The 18,860-nt window shown below is 72.6% G+C and carries 15 protein-coding genes and 1 tRNA gene; 7 read left to right on the top strand and 9 right to left on the bottom strand.

Going from position 1 to position 18,860, the window contains the following annotated elements; genetic code table 11:
- Positions 1 to 143: 143 nt before the first annotated feature.
- Positions 144 to 1,424 carry an MFS transporter gene (locus tag ACNAVT_RS18620; protein ID WP_416297877.1) on the bottom strand — a complete coding sequence of 427 codons (1,281 nt, stop codon included), beginning with the start codon at positions 1,422 to 1,424 and terminating at the stop codon, positions 144 to 146.
- Between the two features lie 110 nt (positions 1,425 to 1,534).
- Between ACNAVT_RS18620 and ACNAVT_RS18615 the strand changes: the two genes are divergently transcribed.
- Positions 1,535 to 2,008, top strand: coding sequence for a hypothetical protein (locus ACNAVT_RS18615; protein WP_416297873.1), 474 nt, complete (start codon positions 1,535 to 1,537; stop codon positions 2,006 to 2,008).
- Positions 2,009 to 2,057: 49 nt separating this feature from the next.
- On the opposite strand, the gene ACNAVT_RS18610 is transcribed toward ACNAVT_RS18615, so the two are convergent.
- The 4 genes from ACNAVT_RS18610 to ACNAVT_RS18595 form a co-directional block, all read right to left on the bottom strand.
- The gene (locus ACNAVT_RS18610) at positions 2,058 to 3,170 is read right to left on the bottom strand and encodes a calcium:proton antiporter (protein ID WP_416297871.1); all 1,113 of its coding nucleotides are present in this window, start codon (positions 3,168 to 3,170) and stop codon (positions 2,058 to 2,060) included.
- Between the two features lie 164 nt (positions 3,171 to 3,334).
- Positions 3,335 to 5,380 (bottom strand): MSCRAMM family protein, encoded by a 2,046-nt coding sequence (locus tag ACNAVT_RS18605; protein WP_416297869.1) that lies wholly within the window; start codon positions 5,378 to 5,380, stop codon positions 3,335 to 3,337.
- Between the two features lie 190 nt (positions 5,381 to 5,570).
- Positions 5,571 to 5,647 (bottom strand) — tRNA-Pro (locus tag ACNAVT_RS18600).
- A 77-nt stretch (positions 5,648 to 5,724) separates the two neighbouring features.
- Positions 5,725 to 6,618, bottom strand: coding sequence for a metallophosphoesterase (locus tag ACNAVT_RS18595; RefSeq protein ID WP_416297867.1), 894 nt, complete (start codon positions 6,616 to 6,618; stop codon positions 5,725 to 5,727).
- A gap of 25 nt (positions 6,619 to 6,643) precedes the next feature.
- On the opposite strand from ACNAVT_RS18595, the gene ACNAVT_RS18590 reads away from it, so the two are divergent.
- Entirely contained in the window at positions 6,644 to 7,099 is a 456-nt protein-coding gene (locus tag ACNAVT_RS18590; protein ID WP_416297865.1) for a GatB/YqeY domain-containing protein, read from the top strand.
- Between the two features lie 64 nt (positions 7,100 to 7,163).
- On the opposite strand, the gene ACNAVT_RS18585 is transcribed toward ACNAVT_RS18590, so the two are convergent.
- The gene (locus ACNAVT_RS18585; RefSeq protein ID WP_416297863.1) at positions 7,164 to 9,608 is read right to left on the bottom strand and encodes a penicillin-binding protein; all 2,445 of its coding nucleotides are present in this window, start codon (positions 9,606 to 9,608) and stop codon (positions 7,164 to 7,166) included.
- A gap of 401 nt (positions 9,609 to 10,009) precedes the next feature.
- Here ACNAVT_RS18585 and ACNAVT_RS18580 point away from each other — a divergent pair, with 401 nt between their 5' ends.
- On the top strand, positions 10,010 to 10,330 hold the full coding sequence (locus ACNAVT_RS18580; protein ID WP_416297861.1) for a WhiB family transcriptional regulator: 321 nt from the start codon (positions 10,010 to 10,012) through the stop codon (positions 10,328 to 10,330).
- Between the two features lie 32 nt (positions 10,331 to 10,362).
- Here the strand turns inward: ACNAVT_RS18580 and ACNAVT_RS18575 are convergent, their stop codons facing one another.
- The 3 genes from ACNAVT_RS18575 to ACNAVT_RS18565 are packed head-to-tail and all read right to left on the bottom strand — an operon-like array spanning position 10,363 to position 13,328.
- Positions 10,363 to 11,514, bottom strand: a complete 1,152-nt coding sequence (locus tag ACNAVT_RS18575) for an ArsA family ATPase (protein ID WP_416297859.1) — start codon at positions 11,512 to 11,514, stop codon at positions 10,363 to 10,365.
- Between the two features lie 54 nt (positions 11,515 to 11,568).
- A complete protein-coding gene (locus ACNAVT_RS18570; protein WP_416297857.1) occupies positions 11,569 to 12,546 on the bottom strand; it encodes an ArsA-related P-loop ATPase in 978 nt (325 codons plus the stop codon).
- A 26-nt stretch (positions 12,547 to 12,572) separates the two neighbouring features.
- Complete coding sequence (locus ACNAVT_RS18565) at positions 12,573 to 13,328, bottom strand: hypothetical protein (RefSeq protein ID WP_416297856.1); 756 nt, start codon at positions 13,326 to 13,328, stop codon at positions 12,573 to 12,575.
- A 269-nt stretch (positions 13,329 to 13,597) separates the two neighbouring features.
- Here ACNAVT_RS18565 and ACNAVT_RS18560 point away from each other — a divergent pair, with 269 nt between their 5' ends.
- From ACNAVT_RS18560 to ACNAVT_RS18545, 4 genes are all read left to right on the top strand, one after another.
- On the top strand, positions 13,598 to 13,753 hold the full coding sequence (locus ACNAVT_RS18560; RefSeq protein WP_013736319.1) for a DUF4177 domain-containing protein: 156 nt from the start codon (positions 13,598 to 13,600) through the stop codon (positions 13,751 to 13,753).
- An 8-nt stretch (positions 13,754 to 13,761) separates the two neighbouring features.
- Positions 13,762 to 14,220: a RidA family protein gene (locus ACNAVT_RS18555; RefSeq protein WP_416297959.1), complete on the top strand. Its 459-nt coding sequence runs from the start codon at positions 13,762 to 13,764 to the stop codon at positions 14,218 to 14,220.
- 129 nt (positions 14,221 to 14,349) lie between these two features.
- A complete protein-coding gene (locus tag ACNAVT_RS18550; protein WP_416297854.1) occupies positions 14,350 to 15,147 on the top strand; it encodes an MBL fold metallo-hydrolase in 798 nt (265 codons plus the stop codon).
- Positions 15,144 to 18,725: an adenylate/guanylate cyclase domain-containing protein gene (locus tag ACNAVT_RS18545; RefSeq protein ID WP_416297852.1), complete on the top strand. Its 3,582-nt coding sequence runs from the start codon at positions 15,144 to 15,146 to the stop codon at positions 18,723 to 18,725. Before ACNAVT_RS18550 ends, ACNAVT_RS18545 begins: the two co-directional genes overlap by 4 nt.
- The last annotated feature ends 135 nt before the right edge of the window (positions 18,726 to 18,860 follow it).

The raw sequence follows: 18,860 nt of genomic DNA, 5'->3' as shown, positions 1-18,860 counted from the left end.
CCCCGGAGCTCCTGCTCCGGGGCCCGTTCGCTGTCCACTAAAAGGCGGCAATGTCGGGGAAGTGCTGCCTCCGGCGGTCTTGACGCAGCACTTTCCCCCGAAAGTGTCCGCACCCGCGGGTGCCCCGCACCCGGCGAGAGCCCTCACACGGGGACCGGCGCCGGCTGGGTCGGGGCCGAGGTGGGGCGGCCGTCCTGGGCCGGGGTGAGCAGCGGGCGCAGCGACAGGGCCAGCGCCGACGCGGTCAGGCAGCCACCCACCACGACCGCCACCCAGAGCCGCCCGTGCGCCGCGCCGAGCAGCGGACCGGCGGTGACCGGGCCGATGATCCCGCTGATTCCGAAGATCATCGAACTCATCGCGTTGTACCGCCCGCGCAGCTCGTCGGTGGCCAGCGCGTTGGTCAACGCCGGCATCACCGGCGAGAGCATGGTCTCGCCAAACCCGAAGATCGCCGAGCAGGCCACCACGCCGAGCGCCGCGACCAGCGCGTTGCTCGTACCGACCACGCCGGCCGCGCCGAGCACCAGCCAGGCGGTCGCGAAGACCGCGCCCACCGCGGCCAGCGCCCGGGTCCGGCTGCGCCCCTCCATTCGGCGGATCACCAGCAGCTGGGAGAGCACGATCATCACGGTGTTGCAGGCGAGCGCCCAGGCCACCACCCGCGGCGTCACCTCCACCACCCGGATCGAGTACGCGGTGAAGCCGACCTCGATCTGCGCGTATCCACAGGTGGTGAGCACCAGGCCGAAGAGGACCAGCCGCCGGAACGGCCGGTCCCGGAGCACGGCAAGGTAGCCCCCGGTCGAGCGCCCGGCGTCCGCCGCCCGGCCCTGCGCCAGCCGGTGCCCGACGTGCGGCAGGGTCAGCAGGATCAGGCCCGGCGTCAGGTAGCTCAACGCGTCCAGCAGGTAGATCGCCTGGAAGGTGACCGGACGGGCGATGTCGACCACCGCGCCGGAGATCAGACCGCCCACCCCGATGCCGAGGTTGAGCAGGGCGAACTGGAGACCGAAGACCCGCTGCCGCTCGCCGTCGCTGGTGAGCGAGGCGAGGATGGTGGTCTGCCCGGACCAGAGTGCCGAGCCGCCCACCGCGATCAGCGTGCTGACCGCGAACGCCGACCCGATCGAGTCGACCAGCGCGAGCGAGCCGGTGCCGACCGCCTCCACGACCAGGCAGGGCAGCACCACCCGGCGGGCGCCGAACCGGTCGATCAGCGTCCCGCCCAGCGGGGACAGCGCGAGGGTCACCGCACCGAACCAGCCGATCACCAGACCGGCCTGGTTGTCGGTCAACCCGCGCACGTCGGTGAGGTAGATGAAGAGGAACGGCAGGGTCAGGCCGCGCCCGATGGCCGACAGCAGGGTGCCGAGCAGGATTCGACGGGCTTCCGGGCGAGCAGGCAGGGCGCGGCGCAGCATGGCTGGATTCTGTGCGCCGGGTACGACACCCGCGACCGGATTACCGCCGGTTACGCGCTCAGCAGAGCCGGCGGGTGAGCAAGACCACCCCGGTCTGCCATGCTGGCCCGGTGACCACGACCTGGCGCCACCTGCCCGCCCCGGCCCGCGAGATCGCCGCGGCCGCCACCGAGGCCGTCGTCGCCGCCCGCGAGCGGGACGCCGGGGCGTACGAGCCGGCCGTCGAGCGGCTTACCGCCGCCGACCGGGCGGGCCTGGTGCTCGGCGGGGTGGTCCGGCTGCTGCTGGAGGAGACCCACCCCGACGGGTTGGACGGCGACGACGTCCGCCTGGTGCTGGAGCGCTGCGTCCGGTCGACCGCGCCGTGGCGGCCCGACGTCGACCCGCACGTGCTGCTGGTCCTGCTGGCCAGCTCCCTCGGCGTGTACGACCCGGGCGACGACGACGCGCCGCCCGACCCGGCCGCGATCGCCCGGCACGCCCCGCTGCTCGTCGCCGACCTGCTGGCGGCCACCGGCCGGCCGCTGGCGGACTACCTGGCCGCCGCCTTCGCCGAGGTCGCCCGCACCGAGCTGCACGACTGAACCGCGTGCCGCGGGCGGGGCTGCCGGCCGCCACCGACGAAGCGCGGTGTCATGGGCTCGCGGCGAGGAAGACGAACGCGGCGAGCAGCACCAGGTGCACCCCGCCCTGGAGCACGGTCGCCCGGCCCGGCACCACGGTGAGCACGCCGGTCACGACGGTGAGCGCGAGCAGCGTGAGCTGCGTGCCGCCGAGGCCCAGGACCAGCGGTCCGGTCAGCCAGATCGAGGCGAGCGCTATGACCGGGATGGTCAGGCCGATGCTGGCCATCGCCGAGCCGAGGGCCAGGTTGAGGCTGATCTGGACCCGGTCCCGCCGGGCGGCCCGGGCCGCGGCGAGGGTCTCCGGCAGCAGCACCAGCAGGGCGATGATCACCCCGACGAACGCCTGCGGCAGGTTCGCCGCCGAGACACCCGCCTCGATCGCCGGAGAGATTATCTTCGCGTTGCCGACCACCGCGACCAGGGCCACCAGCAGCAGCACCAGACTGGCCAGCGCGGTACGGGACGACGGCGGATCCGCGTGCCCGTCGCCGTCGGCGTCGACGGCCATGACGCTGCCCTCCTGGGTGACCGGGAGGAAATAGTCGCGGTGCCGGCCGGTCTGCACCAGCACGAAGAGGCCGTAGAGGGCGAGCGACGCCACCGCCGCGAAGGTGAGCTGCGCGGGGGAGAACTGCGGGCCCGGTCGGCCGATGGTGAAGGTGGGCACCACCAGACTGAGGGTGGCGAGCGTGGCCACGGTGGCCAGCGCCCCACCGGTGCCCTCCGGATTGAAGACCGCGACCCGACGGCGCAGCGCGCCGAGCAGCAGCGACAGGCCGAAGATCCCGTTGCAGGTGATCATCACGGCGGCGAAGACGGTGTCCCGGGCCAGCGCCTGGGTCTTCTCTCCACCACTGATCATGAGCGTGACGATCAGTCCGACCTCGATCACCGTGACCGCCACGGCGAGGAGCAGCGAGCCGAACGGCTCCCCCACCTTGTGCGCCACCACCTCGGCGTGGTGCACCGCCGCCAGGACCGCGCCGGCGAGCAGCGCCGCCACCACCGCGATCACGACGGCGGGCAGTTCCCGGCCCCAACAGGCCGCGAGCACCAAGATCGCGATCAGGGGTACGAGGGTGGTCCAATCGGTCAGGCGGGATCGGATCAGCGCGGCCATGCCGTCAAGATTGCCAGAAGACCAGTCACCTGCCCCGGTCTGTGCTCTCCGGGTCCGCTCGCCGAGTGAGCGGCACCACGCCGGCCGGACTGCTCGCGGGACCTGAAGACGAAGCAAAACGAAGGCCGGGCACGGCGAGCGTGCCCGGCCTTCGTCGGATGTGATCAGCCGAGCGTGAGCTCGAACGCCGCGTCCTTGTGCTTGTGGACCTTGAACTTGGCCGCCGAGGCGAAGTCCTCGCCGCCGACGAACCTGCGACCGCTCGTGGCGGGGTGGTACTCGAACCGGATGTGCTGCCCGCCGATGACCTGCCTGGTCACGCCGACGTTCGGTGCGGAGATCGACCACGTGCCGACGATGTCACCGGTGTCGTCGTTGCGGGCGACCACGTACCCCTGGAACGGCGTGGTGCTCGCCACCGTCACCGTGACCCCGGCGTCGAGCCGGTAGTCGTAGGTGGTGGTGCCGCCCGCGACGACCTTGATGCGGTCGGCCCGGTCGCGGTTGGCCTCGCCGCCGCTCCACTGCGTGGCCTGCCCGTACACATCGAACAGGAGCGGCCACTCGTACGGGCCGAGCTTGTCGATCCGGTAGCGGCCATCGTTGCCGAAGGCGAAGACACCGAAGCCACCGCCCAGGCCGACATGCTCGCCGGCGATCCGGACAGCTCCCCCTCCGGGCAGTGCGGCTCCGTCCGGTCCGACGACCTGACCGGTGATGACACCCGCGCGATCCATCCGGATGACCGGCGGCGTGATCGTCTCGCCGGACTCCACGGTGAACTTCGTGGCGCGCCGCAGGTCGCCGGTGCCGCCGCGCGGACCGAGCCACTGGGCGCCGTAGCCCTTGGCCTCGGCCGGCCAGGCCAGCAGATGGTAGGTGCCCGCACCCTGCGGGATCATCTGGGTGACCTTGCCGTTCGGTTCGGTGAGCGCGCCACAGCCGTCCGGCATTCGGACCTCGTCGACCCGCACCGCAACGATGCACACGTCGGGCAGCGGAGCGCCGGTCGCCGCGTCCACCACGGTGGCGGTGACGCGGGCCATCGGCTCCATGACCAGCCTGACATCGGCCTGCTCGCCGGCGACCACGGTCACCGATGCCCCGTCGAAGGAGTAGCCCGAGGCCCAGGCCCAGATCTTGTGGGTGCCGACGGGGATGGTCGGGAAGATGACCTCGCCGTTCTCGGTGTCCCGCGCGTCGACGCTGATGCTGGAGGCGAAGTTCAGGATCGGCTTGCCCGTACGCGAGTCCACGGCGGTGAGGCGGACGCTGCCCGTCGGCAGCTTCTGGTCGTCGACCGTGGTGGTCCGGCCCTCGGTGACGGCGAACCGGGTCGCCGCCGACTCGTCCACCGTGCTGTAGGCGTACTGCTGCACGAGCAGCCACGAACTGGAGAACTGGACCGTGTTGCGGGTGCCCACGGGGACCCGGTCGAGCCGGTAGCGGCCGTCCTCGTCGGTGTAGGTGCTGCCGAAGAACTGGCCGTTGCTGACGTAGACGTCCACGCCGGACAGCGGTGCGCCGGACGTGTCGGTGAAGCGGCCCGCCACGGTGCCGGTCGGGACCAGGGTGTCGTTGACCGTCACCGTGTCGCCCGCCGTGACCGCGAAGAGCGTCGCGGCGTCGGAGTCCAGCGTGCCGTACGCGAACTGGCTGAACGTGCCCACCTCGAACCGGACCCGGTAGCTGCCCGGCACAACCTGGATGGTGAAGTTGCCGTCCCAATCCGTGCTGCCGTAACCGGAGCTGCTGTAGTCAGGGGTCTCGGCGCCGACGGACACGTACCGCACCGGAGCGCCGGCCCGGTCGACCAACCGCCCGGTGATGGTGCCGAGCGGCAGCAGCTCGTCATTGACCACCGTCGTGCCGCCAGCCGTCACGGTGATGAGATTCGCCGCCGACCAGTCGCTCTTGCCGTAGGCGTACTGAGTCGGGTGACCCCAGGCCTCGAATTGCACGCGGTACCGGCCCGGGGGAACCGCGTCGAACGCGTAACGACCCTGGTCGTCGAGCGACGCGTGAGCCCCGTGGTCGACGTCGTCGCCGTACAGGTAGACGGAGCCGCCGGTGACCGGAACTCCGCCGTCGGAAACCTGGCCCGTGATGGAGCCGGTGGATGCCGCCTGGGCCGGCGTAGCCAGCCCGGTCAGGGCCAGGGTGACGCCCAGCAGCAGTGCGCCGAACCGGCGCAGCATTGATCTGCTCATGATTCCCCGTGTGTGAGAGGTGTGGGATGCGTCGGGAACGCGACCCGCGCTGGCCGTCACCCTAGCGATCAAGGTCAAATTCTGTCCCGGGCCGGACGCAGACGACCGCCACGAGCGCCAGGCGCATCCAGTGAGGGCCAGAAACGAATCAAGGCCCCTCCGTGGAGGGGCCTTGACCTGCTCTTACCTCTGGTCGGGGTGGCCGGATTCGAACCGACGACCTCTTCGTCCCGAACGAAGCGCGCTACCAAGCTGCGCCACACCCCGAGGCGTGCCGACAAATAGTAGCCCACCCGCTCCGATGGTCAAACTCGGTACCCCCGGCTCATGGGGGTGTGGGCCGCTCAGCGGGAGATCAGCGTGAGCACGCTCGCCTCCGGCGGGCAGGCGAAACGCACCGGAGCGGTGGGGTGGGTACCCAGGCCGGCGGAGACGTGCAGCCAGGAATCCGAGCCGGGCCAGCGGTGCAGCCCGCGGGCCATCGAGCGGGGCAGGCCGCAGTTCGTCACCAGCGCGCCGTAGCCGGGTACGCAGACCTGGCCGCCGTGGGTGTGCCCGGCGAGCAGCAGCCCGAACCCGTCGGCGGCCATCCGGTCCAGCACCGCCGGCTCGGGGGAGTGGCTGAGGGCGATGGAGAGTGCCGTCCCGGAGCTGACCGGGCCGGCCACCGCGTCGTAGTCGTCCCGCTCGACGTGGGGGTCGTCCACGCCGGCCAGTTCGATCTCCCGGCCACCTGCCTTCAGGGTGGTCCGGGCGTTGTTGAGGTCCGCCCAGCCGGCGCCGGTGAGCACGTCGCGCAGCTCCTCGTACGGCAGCGGCACGCCCTCGCTGTACTCCCGGTCGGGCAGGAAGTAGGTGAACGGGTTCTTCCAGACCGGCCCGGTGTAGTCGTTGGAGCCGAAGACGAAGGCGCCCGGCAGGTCGAGCAGCGGTTGCAGGGCACGCAGCACGCCGGGGACCGCGTCGGGATGCGCCATGTTGTCCCCGGTGACCACCACCAGGTCCGGGTCGAGGGCGGCCAGCGAGGCCACCCAGTCCTGCTTGCGCCGCTGGTTGGGCATCATGTGCAGGTCCGACAGGTGCAGCACGCGGAGTGGTTCGGCGTCGGTCGGGAGCACCGGTACGTCGTACCGGCGCAGGGTGAACATGTTGCGCTCGACGAGCGACGCGTACGCCAGGGTGGCCGCGCCGGCGGCGATGGTCCCGGCGGCGAGCCGGAATAGTGTGCGCTTTCGCATGACGTTCAGGGTAGTTTGACCGACCATGAGCACGCTGAAGGATCGTCTCACCGCTGACATGCGCGCCGCCCTGAAGGCGCGTGACGAGCTGACCACCTCCACCCTGCGGATGGCCCTCGCGGCCGTCGGCAACGCCGAGGTCGCCGGCAAGGAAAAGCGCGAGCTCGACGACGACGAGGTGCTCGCGGTGCTGACCAAGGAGGCGAAGAAGCGACGCGAGGCGGCCACCGCGTTCGCCGACGCGGGTCGCGCCGAGCAGGCGAGCAAGGAGACGGCCGAGGGTGAGGTGCTGGAGCGTTACCTGCCGAAGCAGCTCTCCGACGCCGAGCTGACCGAGCTGGTCGCGGGGGCGCTCGCCGCGGGCGGCTTCACCGGCAAGACGCAGATGGGCCCGGCCATGAAGGCGGCCCAGGGCGCGGTGGCCGGCCGGGCCGAGGGCGGGCGGGTCGCCGCCGAGGTACGCCGCCAGCTCGGCCTCTGATCCCCGCCGACGACGAAACGGGCGGGCACCCCGTGGGGTGCCCGCCCGTTGTCGTTGCTCCAGGTCAGCCGCGCGGTCGCGGGCCGCGGCCGTTGCCGTTCGGCGGCGGGAACACGGTCCCCGGGCCGGTGGTGGTGCCGGGCTTCGGTCCACCCTGACCGTTGCTGACCTCGATCAGCACCACGCCACCCTTGATGGTGCGGCGGTCCGGGCTGGTGCCGGCCGCGGTGTCCGCCGGGCACTCCGACGGCACCTTGCTGGTGCCCACCACCGGCTCGAAGCCGGCGCCGCGCAGCCGTGACTTGGCGGCGTCGATGGACAGGCACTTGACGTCGGGGATGGAGCGCTGGTCACCTTCGACGATCTTCCCGCTCGGCGGGGTGAAGTTCTTGCGATCCTTGCCCTTCATGGCGTCGCGCAGCGTCTCGTACACCGCGGGGTTGATGCCGTTCGGGACGTCGTGGCCCATCCTCTGGTTGGTCTGCGGCCAGTCCGGGTCGGCCATGATGCCGGCGACCGCATACTGCTTGGTCATCGCCACCAGGGCGGAGGTCTTGTCCTTGTCGGTGGTGCCGGACTTGCCGGCCACCGGGGCGTCGACGATCCCGTGGACGTTGCGCGCGGTGCCGGTCTTGCACTGGGACGTCGAGGAGCTGTCGCCCAGCGGGCAACGGGCGGCGTCCACCGCGGCCCGGGCCACCTGCGTGCTGATCCGCTGCTCGCAGCGCGGGTTGGCGATGTCGAGCTTCTCGCCGTCCGGGCTGCGGATCTCCTGCACCGGGATCGGCTCGCAGTACTTGCCGTCCGCGGCGAGGGTGGCGTACGCGTTGGCCAGCTCCAGCGGAGTGGTCTGCGAGACGCCGAGGCTGAACGCGCCCCACTGGTGCGCGGCGTCCTTGGTCGCGGCGAACTTGGCGTCGTTCGAGGCGCGGAAGGTGATGCCGAGCTTCTCCGCGGCCTTCACCACGTTCTCCGCGCCGACCTGCTGCTGCAGCGGGATGAAGTAGGTGTTGACCGAGAAGCCGAACCCGCTCCACATGTTGTGTACGCCGGCCATCGCCTTCGAGGCGTTCTGTGGGCAGTAGAAGTGGGTGCCCGCGCAGGCGGCCGGATTGCCCGAGTCGATGATGTATTCGGACTTGAACTGCGGCTGCGCGTTGATGGTGTAGCTGAGCGGGTAGCCCTTCTCCAAGGCGGCCACCAGTGTGAAGATCTTGAAGGTCGAGCCGGCCTGATAGCCGGTGATGCCGGGGCCGCCGGTGACCAGCGGGATAACCGTGTTCGGATAGTTGCCCCGGATGCCCTTCTTGGCCTTCCTCGGGTCGCTGGAGATCTTGTTCTGCGGGTGGTCCGGGTCGTCGAGCTTGAAGTTCCGGTTGACCGCGACGGCGCGGACCCGGCCGGTGCCCGGCTCGACCACCGCGACCATCCGGGCGGCCTTGCTGCTCTCGCTCAGGTGGTTGCGGACCGCCTTGTCGGCGGCCGTCTGCGCCTGCTTGTCGAGCGTGGTGGTGATCGTGTAGCCACCGCTCTTCAGCCGGCGCTCACGGTCGTACGTGGTGGCGCCGAAGGTCTCCTGTCCCATCCACCAGCGGTAGAAGTAGTCGCAGAAGAAGCCCCAGGACCGGACGTTGGCGGCGACACAGCCGTTCGGGGTGCGCTTGTGGTTGACCTTCAGCTTGATCTGCTTGGCCTCGTCAGCCTGCGCCTGGGTGATCGCGCCGATCGTCACCATGTTCTGGATGACGTAGTTCCGCCGGCCCACCGCGTCGTCGTAGCCGGACGTCGTGGTGGGGTCGTAGGCGGTCGGTGCCTTCACCAGGCCGGCCAGCAGTGCCGACTCCTGGATGTCGAGCTTGCTCGGCGGCTTGCCGAAGTAGACCTGGCTGGCGGCGTAGACGCCGTACGCGCCGTTGCCGAACGGGGCGATGTTCAGGTAGCGCTCCAGGATCTCGTCCTTGGAGAGCTCCTTGTCGATCTGGAGCGCGTAGCGCATCTCGCGCAGCTTGCGGGCGCTGGTGTCCTCGGTCGCGGCCACCACGTCGGCCGGGTGGGTCGCCGAGTACGCGATGGCCAGCCGGACGTACTGCATGGTCAGCGTCGACGCGCCCTGCTGCGCGTTGGAGCCGGAGCTGTTGTTGACGAACGCCCGGGCCACGCCGTTGAAGTCGACGCCGTTGTGCTTGTAGAACTGGTGATCCTCGGCCGCGACGATCGCCTTCTGCATGAACAGCGAGACGTCCTTGAGCTTCACGTCGCGGCGGTTCTCGTCGTACATGGTGGCCAGCGGAGTCTTGCCGTCCGAGGCCAGCAGGTAGGTGATCTGTGGCGCGCGGGCCACCTTCAGCTCAGTGGGGAGGGCGCCGAAGGTCTGGGCCCCCGCCTTGGCGGCCAGTCCGGACATCGCCACTGCGGGGAAGGCCGCCGCCGCGACCACCACGCCGGCCAACAGGCCACAGATGAGTAGCGATGCGGCGTTGGTCAGCACATTGTGGTCACGTTTCCGCATCCAGGTCACCTCGACAGGGTACGCGAGTAGGGAACGAGGGGCGCTGGGGCGTCTTTTCCCCATTTCCTGCGCGCGCCGGCCTCGTTGTGCTAAACGCACGAACCCTGGTGCGTGGTTGCGTGAAACCTGGCGAAAGTCTCCACCGAACGGGCGACCCGCGCAGCGTTTTCACCTACTCCGACCGGGTAGACGGCGGGCGTAGGCCCGGGAAGCCGGGAGTGTCCGGAATGATGGATTTCGCCGACAACGTTGCGTAATCGGGTGACTACCCAGCATGATGGTGGCGGCGACAGAGCCACATGCCCTCCGTGCCGCCTTGGGGGAGGCGGGCCGGACGGCCGGAAGGATTCGACGGCTGGTCGCGCGAAGTCGGTAGGTAATGCAAGGGGGGACGTGTACAGATGGGCATGATTGCTGACTGGCCGTCACTGGCGGCGTGTCAGAACGGGGACCCGGACGCGTTGTTCGTACAGGGCGCCGAACAGAACGTGGCGAAGAGGATCTGCCGGAGCTGCCCAGTTCGGTACGAGTGCCTGGCCGACGCGCTCGACAACCGGATCGAGTTCGGTGTGTGGGGTGGCATGACCGAACGCGAACGCCGGGCGTTGCTGCGCCGTCACCCCCAGGTGACCAGCTGGCGCAAGATGTTCGAGGCGGCCATGAAGAAGAACAGCAGGGACAAGACCGGCAAGGACAAGATCCTGGTGACCTCGGCCAACTGACCGCCGTGCCGGCCGGCGGCCGGCACGGCGGCTCACCGCCGGCTGATCGCCTCGCCGATCGTCCGCAGCCCGTCGACGTCGTGCACGTCGGCGGGCTGCGCCGTCACCGACACCGCTGGCACCGCCGGGAAGGCCGTGGTGAACCGCACGGCCACCCGTTGCTCGCGAGCCGCCTGCTGGGCCAGCGCGGCGTGGGCCCGCAGCACCTCGACGGTGCCCGCGTGGCCGCCCTCGTGCTCCAGCCGCTCCGCGGCGGCCAGGCTGTCCGCCGCGGACAGCTCCGGCACCGCCGGCTGATGCACCCGGTTGAGAACCAGGCCGGCCAGCGGCATCCGCTCCTCGCGCAGCCGGCCCGCGAAGTAGGCGGCCTCCCGGACCGCGTCCGGCTCCGGCGCGGCGACCAGCAGGAACGCCGTCTCCCGCGCCTGGAGGATCCGGTACGTCTGCTCGGCCCGCTGCCGGAAGCCGCCGAACATCGAGTCCAGCGCGGCGACGAAGCCCGAGAGGTCGGTGAGCAGCTGCGCGCCGATCACCTTCTGCACCGCCTTCGAGAACATCCCGAAGCTGGCGGTCACGAAGCTGAACATGCTCCGCCCCCCGCTGCGCGCCGGGGCGAGCAGCAGGCGCAGCATCCGGCCGTCGAGGAAACGGGAGAGCCGGGCGGGCGCGTCCAGGAAATCCAGCGCCGAGCGGGACGGCGGAGTGTCCACCACGATCAGGTCCCACTCGCCCCGGGCGTGCAACTGGCCCAGCTTCTCCATCGCCATGTATTCCTGGGTGCCCGCGAACGTGGAGCTCATGGCCTGGTAGAAGGGGTTGGCGAAGATCTCCGCCGCCTTCGCCGGATCGGTGTGCTGCAGCACCACGTCGTCGAAGGTGCGCTTCATGTCGAGCATCATGGCGTGCAGCTCACCGCCGCTGGCCTCGGCGTCGATCCCCTTCACCTGGCGCGGGGTGTTGTCCAGCTCGGTCAGACCGAGCGACTGGGCCAGCCGGCGGGCCGGGTCGATGGTGAGCACCACTGTCCGCCGCCCGTGCCGCTCGGCCGCGCGCAGCGCCAGCGCGGCGGCGGTGGTCGTCTTGCCCACCCCGCCCGCACCGCAGCAGACCACGATCCGCACGCCGGGGTCGGCGAGGATCTGGTCGACGTCCAGCGGTGGCGCCGCGGCTTCAGAAGGCACCAATCGAGCGTATCGGTCTGCGGGGTGTCTCTGCTCCGTGCCGGCCGCAGGTGTGAGTCAATCCGCCCGGACGAGCACCGCGGCCAGCTTCTCCAGCCCTGCCCGGTCGACCCCCTCCGGCAGCAGCGGCAGCTCGGTCAGGGGCCGGCCCAGCTCCACCAGGTCGGCCCGGAGGGAGTCTTCCAGCTCCCGCCGTATCTGCTGGGTCCGGGCCTCCTCGGCCAGGCCGGCCACGGTCCGGTCGTCGGCCCGCAGGCCGGCGGCGGCCAGCCCCCGCCTCAGCTCGACCGCGGTCACCTCATGCGCGGCCGGCGCCGGGGGCCGGGCGCCGTTCACGATCACCCGGCCGATCGGGAAACCGAGCTGGGTCAGCTCGGTGATCGCGTCGACCGTCTCCTGGACCGGCATCTCCTCCAGCAGCGTCACCACGTGCACCGCGGCAATCGGTGAGCGGAGCAGCGCGGCGACCCCCTCGCTCTGGGTCTTGATCGGCCCGACCTTGGCCAGCCGGGCGGTCTCGGCGGTGACGTTGAGGAAGCGACCGATCCGCCCGGTCGGTGGGGCGTCCAGCACCACCGCGTCGTAGGTCCGGCGCTGCCCGCTGGTCCGGGTGGTCGCCTCCTTGAGCTTGCCGGTGAGCAGCACGTCCCGCAGGCCCGGCGCGATCGTGGTGGCGAAGTCGATGGCGCCGAGCTTGCGCAGCGCCCGGCCGGCTGCGCCGAGCTTGTAGAACATGTCCAGGTACTCGAGGAGCGCCTCCTCGGCGTCCACGGCCAGGGCCCGCACCTCGCCACCGCCCGGAGCGTCGGTCAGGTGACGTTCCTCGTACGGCAGCGGGTCGATGCCGAAGAGCTGGGCGATGCCCTGCCGTCCCTCCACCTCGACCAGCAGGGTCCGCCGGCCGCCGCCGGCCAGCCCGAGGGCCAGCGCCGCGGCGACGCTGGTCTTGCCCGTGCCGCCCTTGCCGGTCACCACGTGGAGGCGGGCCGGCCACCCGGTGCCGGCCGGTTGGGCCGGCTGCTCAGCTGCTGCCACCGGTCGAGCCTATCCAGCCGCCGGGTTCAGGCGACCTCGCAGACCCACCATCCCGTCTTCCGCACCACGGTGAAGCGCAGATCCTGGTCGGCCACCTTCTCGTCGGAAGTGATCATGGAGACCTTGGTGGTGACCGTTGCCCGGTCGCCGGTCTGGTTGTCCAGCTTCGGGGCGGTCCAGCGGAACCGTGGCTTCTGGTACTGCTCGGCGTACTTCTGCACCTCGGCGACCTTGGCGGCGATCTTCTTCTCGTCCCGGGAGGCGGAGCAGACGAAGGTGGCCGCCTTCCCGGCGTCCCGGTCCTCGTAGACCGCCCGGAGGAAGCCGTCCACCGCGACCGTCGGCTCCTTCGCGCCCTGGCCCTCCTCGGCGTTGCGGAGGGTGAGGAAGGCGGCGGCGCCGCCACCGCCGCACAGCAGGATCGCCGCCGCCAGCACGATCGAGACGATCAGCAGACCGCGCCGCGGCTTCCGGGCGACCGGCTCCTGGTGCGACGGGTAGCCGGCCGCCGGCGGGGGATAGCCGGATCCCGGCGGCGGGTAGCCGGATCCCGGTGGCGGGTAGCCGGATCCCGGTGGCGGGTAGCCGGACCCGGGCGGGGGGTAGCCGGACCCGGGTGGCGGGTAGGCGGACCCGGGTGGCGGATTGGCGGCCGCCGGTGGGGGGTAGCCGCCGGGTGGCGGGGGTACGACCCCGGGGTGCGGCGCGACGCCGGCAGGCGGCTCCAGGTGGGACGGCTCGCCGGGCGAGCCGGCGGCGCCACCGATGGGCGGTTGGGTCATGTCTTCCCCCGAGGTGCGGCGCCGTCGCCCCGGAAGGCGACCGACGCGTGGTCGAGCGTGGCGGGCGAGCGCGGATCGCCCGTCCAGACCGGAAGGGTAGCGGTCGGTGGGCGACTTGCCAGCCCCACGGACACGTTGCGCGTGCCGCGGCCCGCACATCGGCGGCGAACGTGACGACGCCCGGGCAGCGTCCCACGTCCGGGTGGTCGGGTCGGACCGTAGGCTGTGCCTGACCGAAGTACATGCCAGGCAAGGGAGCCTTCAGACCGATGCAGAAGTGGGAATACGCCACGGTCCCGTTGCTGGTCCATGCGACCAAGCAGATCCTCGACAACTGGGGCGAGGACGGCTGGGAGCTCGTCTCCGTGGTTCCCGGCCCGAACCCGGAGCAGCTCGTCGCCTACCTGAAGCGGCCGAAGGCGTGAGCGGCATGGTGAACGGACCACACGCGAAGCTCGCGGAACTGGGACTGACCCTGCCCGAGGTGGTGCCGCCGGTGGCCAGCTACGTGCCGGCCGTCCAGTCCGGGCAGCACCTCTACCTCTCCGGCCAGCTGCCGATGGCGGAGGGCAAGCTGCTCGCCACCGGCAAGGTCGGCGCCGGCGTCTCCGCCGAGCAGGGGAAGGACCTGGCGCAGCGGTGCGCGCTGAACGCCCTCGCCGCGATCGACTCGCTGGTCGGCCTGGAGAACGTCGTCAAGATCGTCAAGCTGACCGGCTTCGTGGCCAGCGCGCCGGGTTTCACCGGTCAGCCCGGCGTGATGAACGGCGCCTCTGACCTGTTCGTCGCGGTCTTCGGCGAGGCCGGCCGGCACGCCCGCAGCGCCGTGGGCGTCGCCGAGCTCCCCCTCGACGCCCCCGTCGAGGTCGAGGCCATCGTCGAGGTCGCCTGACCCTCCATCCCCGCCCCGTCCCCGCGATCTTGCAGGTTCGGCCGCGGCGAAAGCCGTGAACGACCACAAATCACGGTCCAGAACTGCAAGATCGCGGGGAGTGGCGAGCGGGGTCGTACGATCGCTGCCATGGGCGGGCATGTGACCGGGGCCGTGGGGGCGCTCGCGGACGAGCTGCCGGAGTGGGTGACGCTGCTGCGCGCACCCAATCCGGGGCCGATGACGCTCGACGGCACCAACACCTGGGTGCTGCGCGCCCCCGGTGCCGAGCACGCCGTCGTGGTCGACCCGGGGCCGGCCGACGAGGAGCACCTGGCCGCGATCGCGGCGCACGGGCCGGTCGGGGCCGTGCTGATCACCCACGGGCACCCGGACCACACCGAGGGCTGCGCCCGCCTGCACGAGCTGCTCGGCGGTGCACCGGTCCTCGCCGCCGACCCGGCGCACACCATCGGCGGCGAGCCGCTGACCGGGTCCGGTGAGCTCGGCGGCTTCGATCTGGGGATCCGCCTGCTGAGCACCCCCGGGCACACCGCCGACTCGGTCTGCTTCCTCGTGGAGCACGGCGGCGAGCGGGTCGTGTTCACCGGCGACACCATCCTGGGCCGGGGCACCACCGTGGTGGCCCATCCGGACGGGCACCTCGGGGACTACCTGTCGAGCCTGGAGCTGCTGTCCACGTACCGGGGGGTCCCGGCGCTGCCGGGGCACGGCCCGGCGCTGGCCGACTGCGGCGCGGCGGCCGAGTTCTACCTGGCTCATCGGCGGGCCCGGCTCGACCAGGTCCGCGCCGCGGTGGCCGAGGGCGCGACCACCGCGCAGGAGGTGGTGGCCAGGGTCTACGCCGACGTCGACCGGTCGCTCTGGTGGGCGGCCGAGTGGTCGGTCCGCGCGCAGCTCGAATACCTCGGAGTGGAGCAGCCGTGACCTGCCCGGTGTGCGGGACCGTCGCCGTGCCCGGCGCGCGGTTCTGCCACAACTGCGGCGCGGCGCTGCCGGCCGCCGCGACGCTGCCCGCCGCCGAACGGCGGGTGGTCACCGTGCTCTTCGGCGACCTCTCCGACTTCACCTCCTGGTCGGAGGACCTCGACCCGGAACGGGTCGGCGCGGTCACCGACCGGGTGCTCGCCGCCCTCGCCGGTGCGGTCAAGACCTTCGGCGGCCACGTCGACAAGCTCACCGGCGACGGGATCATGGCGGTCTTCGGCGCGCCCGTCGCGCACGAGGACGACGCCGAGCGGGCGGTCCGGGCCGCGCTCTCGATGCAACGGGCCGTCCGCCGGGTGCTCGACGACGAGCGGGGCGGCGGCGCGCCGCTCGGCCTGCGGGTCGGGCTGAACACCGGCGACGTCATCGCGGGCATCCAGGCGGCGATCGAATACACGGTCATCGGCGACACGGTGAACACGGCCGCCCGGCTCGCCGACGCCGCCGCCGTGGGCGCGGTCTACGCGGGTGCCCGGACCGCCGCCGCCACCCGGCACGTCGCCTCCTGGCGGGCGCTGCGCCCGCTGCGGCTCAAGGGCAAGCGCGAGCCGGTCGAGGCGTACGAGCTGCTGGGTCTCCTGGACGCGCCGGGCACCCGGTCCGGCCTCGGCGACGAGGCGCCTTTCGTGGGCCGGGAGACCGAGATCGGCCGGGTTGCCGGTCGGCTCGCCGAGGTGATCGACCGGAGCGAGCCTCGGGTGCTGCTGATGACCGCCGAGGCGGGGATCGGCAAGTCCCGGTTCGCCGCCGAGGTGGAACGCCTCGCCGCCGGCTACGACGTCGGCGCCGGCCGCTACGCCGCCCACACCGGCGCCCGGGTGCTGTCGGTCCGATGCGCCGCGTTCGGCGAGCGCCGCCGGCTGGCCCCCCTCGCCGACCTGGTCCGGGCAGCGGTCGGCCTGCCCAACGACGCCGCCACCGCGCTCACCCGGCCGGCCGTGGAGGAGCGGCTGCGCCGGCTCGGCCAGCGGCTCGGCCGACTCCCCGGCGACCTCCCTCCGCTCGCCGTCGACCAACTCCTCGCGCTGCTCGGGTACGCCGAACTTCCGGCCGCAACCGAGAGCGGCCAGTGGAGCGCCGCCTCCCCGCCGCCCGACGCCGAGGCGGTGCCGAACGCGGTCGCCGACCTGCTCACCGCACTCGCCGCCGAGGCGCCGCTGGTGATCGTCGTGGACGATCTGCACGACGCGACCGCCGAGACCATCAACGCGCTCGGGGTGGCCCTCTCCCGGCTCGCCGGCCCGGTGCTGGTGCTGCTGCTCGGCCGCCCCGAACTGGTACGGACCGCCGGCACGCTGACCCGGGTCGCGGACGCCGAGGTGCACGCGCTCCCCCCACTGCGCGGCGCCGACGCGGCCCGGCTGCTCACCAGCTATCTGAACGGCGGCAAGCTGTCGCAGGCCGACGCCGACCGGCTGCTCGCCACCGCGCAGGGCAACCCGTTCTACCTGGCCGAGCTGGTCACCCTGCTGATGGAACGCGGGGCGCTGACCCCCGGCGCGGACCGGAACCCCCCGGTCGGCTGGCGGCTCGCCCCTGGCTCGCTGGGCAGCCGGCTGCTCTCCCGGGACCTGGCCGCCGTGCTCGCGGCCCGGATCGACGCCCTGCCGCCGGACGCCCGGTCGGTGTTGCGGGACGCCGCGGTGGTCGGCGACACCGTGCCGGCCGGCGCGCTGGAGGCGCTCCGCGAGCAGCGCGTCGGGCGGGACGGCCGGCCGGCGGCGGTGGCCGCGGTCGAGCTGGACCGGGCCGTCGAGGAGCTGCTGCAACGCCGCATGCTGCACCGCACCCGCACCGGATACGCGTTCGCCACCCCGCTGATGCGGGAGGCCGCGTACGCCGGGGTGAGCAAGGCCGAGCTTGCCGAGCGGCACGCGGCGTTGGCCCGCTGGGCCGCCCCGGAGAGCGCCGACGCCGTCGCCCCGGCCGGCGGGTTCCCCGAGACCGTCCGGGACGACTTCGTCGCCGAGCACGTCGGGCGGGCCGCGGCGCTCGCCGACGCGGTGAAGCTCCGCCCCGACGCACCCGCCCGCGCGGTGGCCCCGCTGGGCGTGGCCGCGCTCGGCCGGGCTGCCCGCCGCGCGCTGCGCTCCGGGGAGCCGGCCCTGGCCGTCGAGTACGCGGAACGTGCCGCCGAGCTGGCCCGGGACGGGCTGCCGCTGGCCGACCAGGTGGTGCACGCCAGGGCGTTGCTCCAGATCGGCCGGCCCGGTGACGCGCTCGCCTTCGCCGAGAAGATCGCCGCCAACGCCGGGGACGCGGCGGCCACCCGGGCCAGCGCCCTGCTGCTCGCCGGGCAGGCCCACCAGACCGTCGGCGACGTCGACCGGGCGGTGCTCTGCTGGCAGGAGGCGTTGCAGGTGGCCACCGAGGCCGCACTGCCGGCGATGCGCGCCTCGGCGATGCGCCGGCTCGGCATGGCCGACTTCATCGCCGGCCGGCTGGGCCAGGCGAGCAGTCGGCTGGCCGCCTCCTACCAGGTCAGCCTCTCGGTCAAGGACTCGCGCGGGCAGGCCTGGTCGTTGCAGAACCTGGCGTGGGTGACCACCACCCGGGGCGACTTTGCCGGCACCGACGCGGTGCTCGGGCGGGCCGCCCGGCTCTTCGCCGAGTTGAAGGACCCGTACGGGCGGGCCTGGCTGCGCGGCACCACCGCCTTCGCCCGGCTGCTCGCCGGCCGGCTGAAGGAGGCCTGCCGGATGGCACAGGTCTTCCTGCCGTTCGGGGAGCGGGTCGGCGAGGCGTGGGCGGTCGGCACGCTCCGGGCGGTCGAGGCGTACGCCACCGCCGAGCTGGGTGAGCTGGCCGAGGCGGACCAGGGGGCGCGCCGGGCGTACCGGGAGTTCGCCGAGATCGGTGACGACTGGGGGCAGGGCTTCGCCCTGGTCGTACGCGGGGTGGTGGCCCGCGGGCTGGGCGCGCCGGAGCACGCCGCTGACCTGCTCACCGACGCCCTTGAATACGCCGACCGGACGTCGCACCCGCTGCTCACCGGGATGGCCGGCACGCTGCGCGGGTTCGTGGCCCTGGACATGGGCGACAGCGAGACCGCCGAGCGGTACGCCCGGTCGGTGCTGACCACCGTCGAGCCGCACAACCCGCAGGCGCCCGCCCAGGTGGGGCCCCGGGTGCTGCTCGCCATGGCCCGGCTCGCCGCCGGCGATTCGGCGACGGCGGTGGGGCTGCTCGCCCCGGTCGCCACCGCCGCCGCGGCCCACACCCCGTCGCTGCTCTTCTCCCGCCGCCAGACGATGGCCCGGTACGCGTCCGCGCTGCTCGCCCACGGCCGGCGTGAGCAGGCGCTGGACTGGGCGCAGCGGGCCATGTCCGCACCGGCCGAGGACGTCCGTAGCCAGGTGATCGCGGCCTGCGTGCTGGCCGAGGCGCTGTCCGCCTGCGACCGCCGGGCCGAGGCCCTGGCCAGCGCGGAGGAGGCGGTACGCCTGGCGTACGCCACCGAGCAGCGCAGCGAGCGGGCCTACGCCGACGCCCTCCGCGCCCGCCTCGCCGCTGGCTGACCCGCTCGCCCACCCACGATCCGCGCCGGTGTGTTGCGTGGCCCGGCGGAGGCGGGGCGGGTCTGGCGGTTTCGGGGATGTGGGCGCCGGGGGCGTTGGCTAGCGTGGGGCGACAGGCCGTCCACGGTGGCGGTC

Source organism: Micromonospora sp. SL4-19, from assembly GCF_047921475.1.
Lineage (GTDB): Bacteria > Actinomycetota > Actinomycetes > Mycobacteriales > Micromonosporaceae > Micromonospora.
This window is presented reverse-complemented; position numbering and strand designations above follow the sequence as displayed.

What these genes read in the sequence shown, in the direction of transcription:
- ACNAVT_RS18610 (WP_416297871.1), bottom strand. Translation starts at nt 3,170, where the DNA reads ATGGCCGCGCTGATCCGATCCCGCCTGACCGATTGGACCACCCTCGTA.
- ACNAVT_RS18605 (WP_416297869.1), bottom strand. Translation starts at nt 5,380, where the DNA reads ATGAGCAGATCAATGCTGCGCCGGTTCGGCGCACTGCTGCTGGGCGTC.
- ACNAVT_RS18620 (WP_416297877.1), bottom strand. Translation starts at nt 1,424, where the DNA reads ATGCTGCGCCGCGCCCTGCCTGCTCGCCCGGAAGCCCGTCGAATCCTG.
- ACNAVT_RS18580 (WP_416297861.1), top strand. Translation starts at nt 10,010, where the DNA reads ATGGGCATGATTGCTGACTGGCCGTCACTGGCGGCGTGTCAGAACGGG.
- ACNAVT_RS18560 (WP_013736319.1), top strand. Translation starts at nt 13,598, where the DNA reads ATGCAGAAGTGGGAATACGCCACGGTCCCGTTGCTGGTCCATGCGACC.
- ACNAVT_RS18590 (WP_416297865.1), top strand. Translation starts at nt 6,644, where the DNA reads ATGAGCACGCTGAAGGATCGTCTCACCGCTGACATGCGCGCCGCCCTG.
- ACNAVT_RS18550 (WP_416297854.1), top strand. Translation starts at nt 14,350, where the DNA reads ATGGGCGGGCATGTGACCGGGGCCGTGGGGGCGCTCGCGGACGAGCTG.
- ACNAVT_RS18565 (WP_416297856.1), bottom strand. Translation starts at nt 13,328, where the DNA reads ATGACCCAACCGCCCATCGGTGGCGCCGCCGGCTCGCCCGGCGAGCCG.
- ACNAVT_RS18585 (WP_416297863.1), bottom strand. Translation starts at nt 9,608, where the DNA reads ATGCGGAAACGTGACCACAATGTGCTGACCAACGCCGCATCGCTACTC.
- ACNAVT_RS18595 (WP_416297867.1), bottom strand. Translation starts at nt 6,618, where the DNA reads ATGCGAAAGCGCACACTATTCCGGCTCGCCGCCGGGACCATCGCCGCC.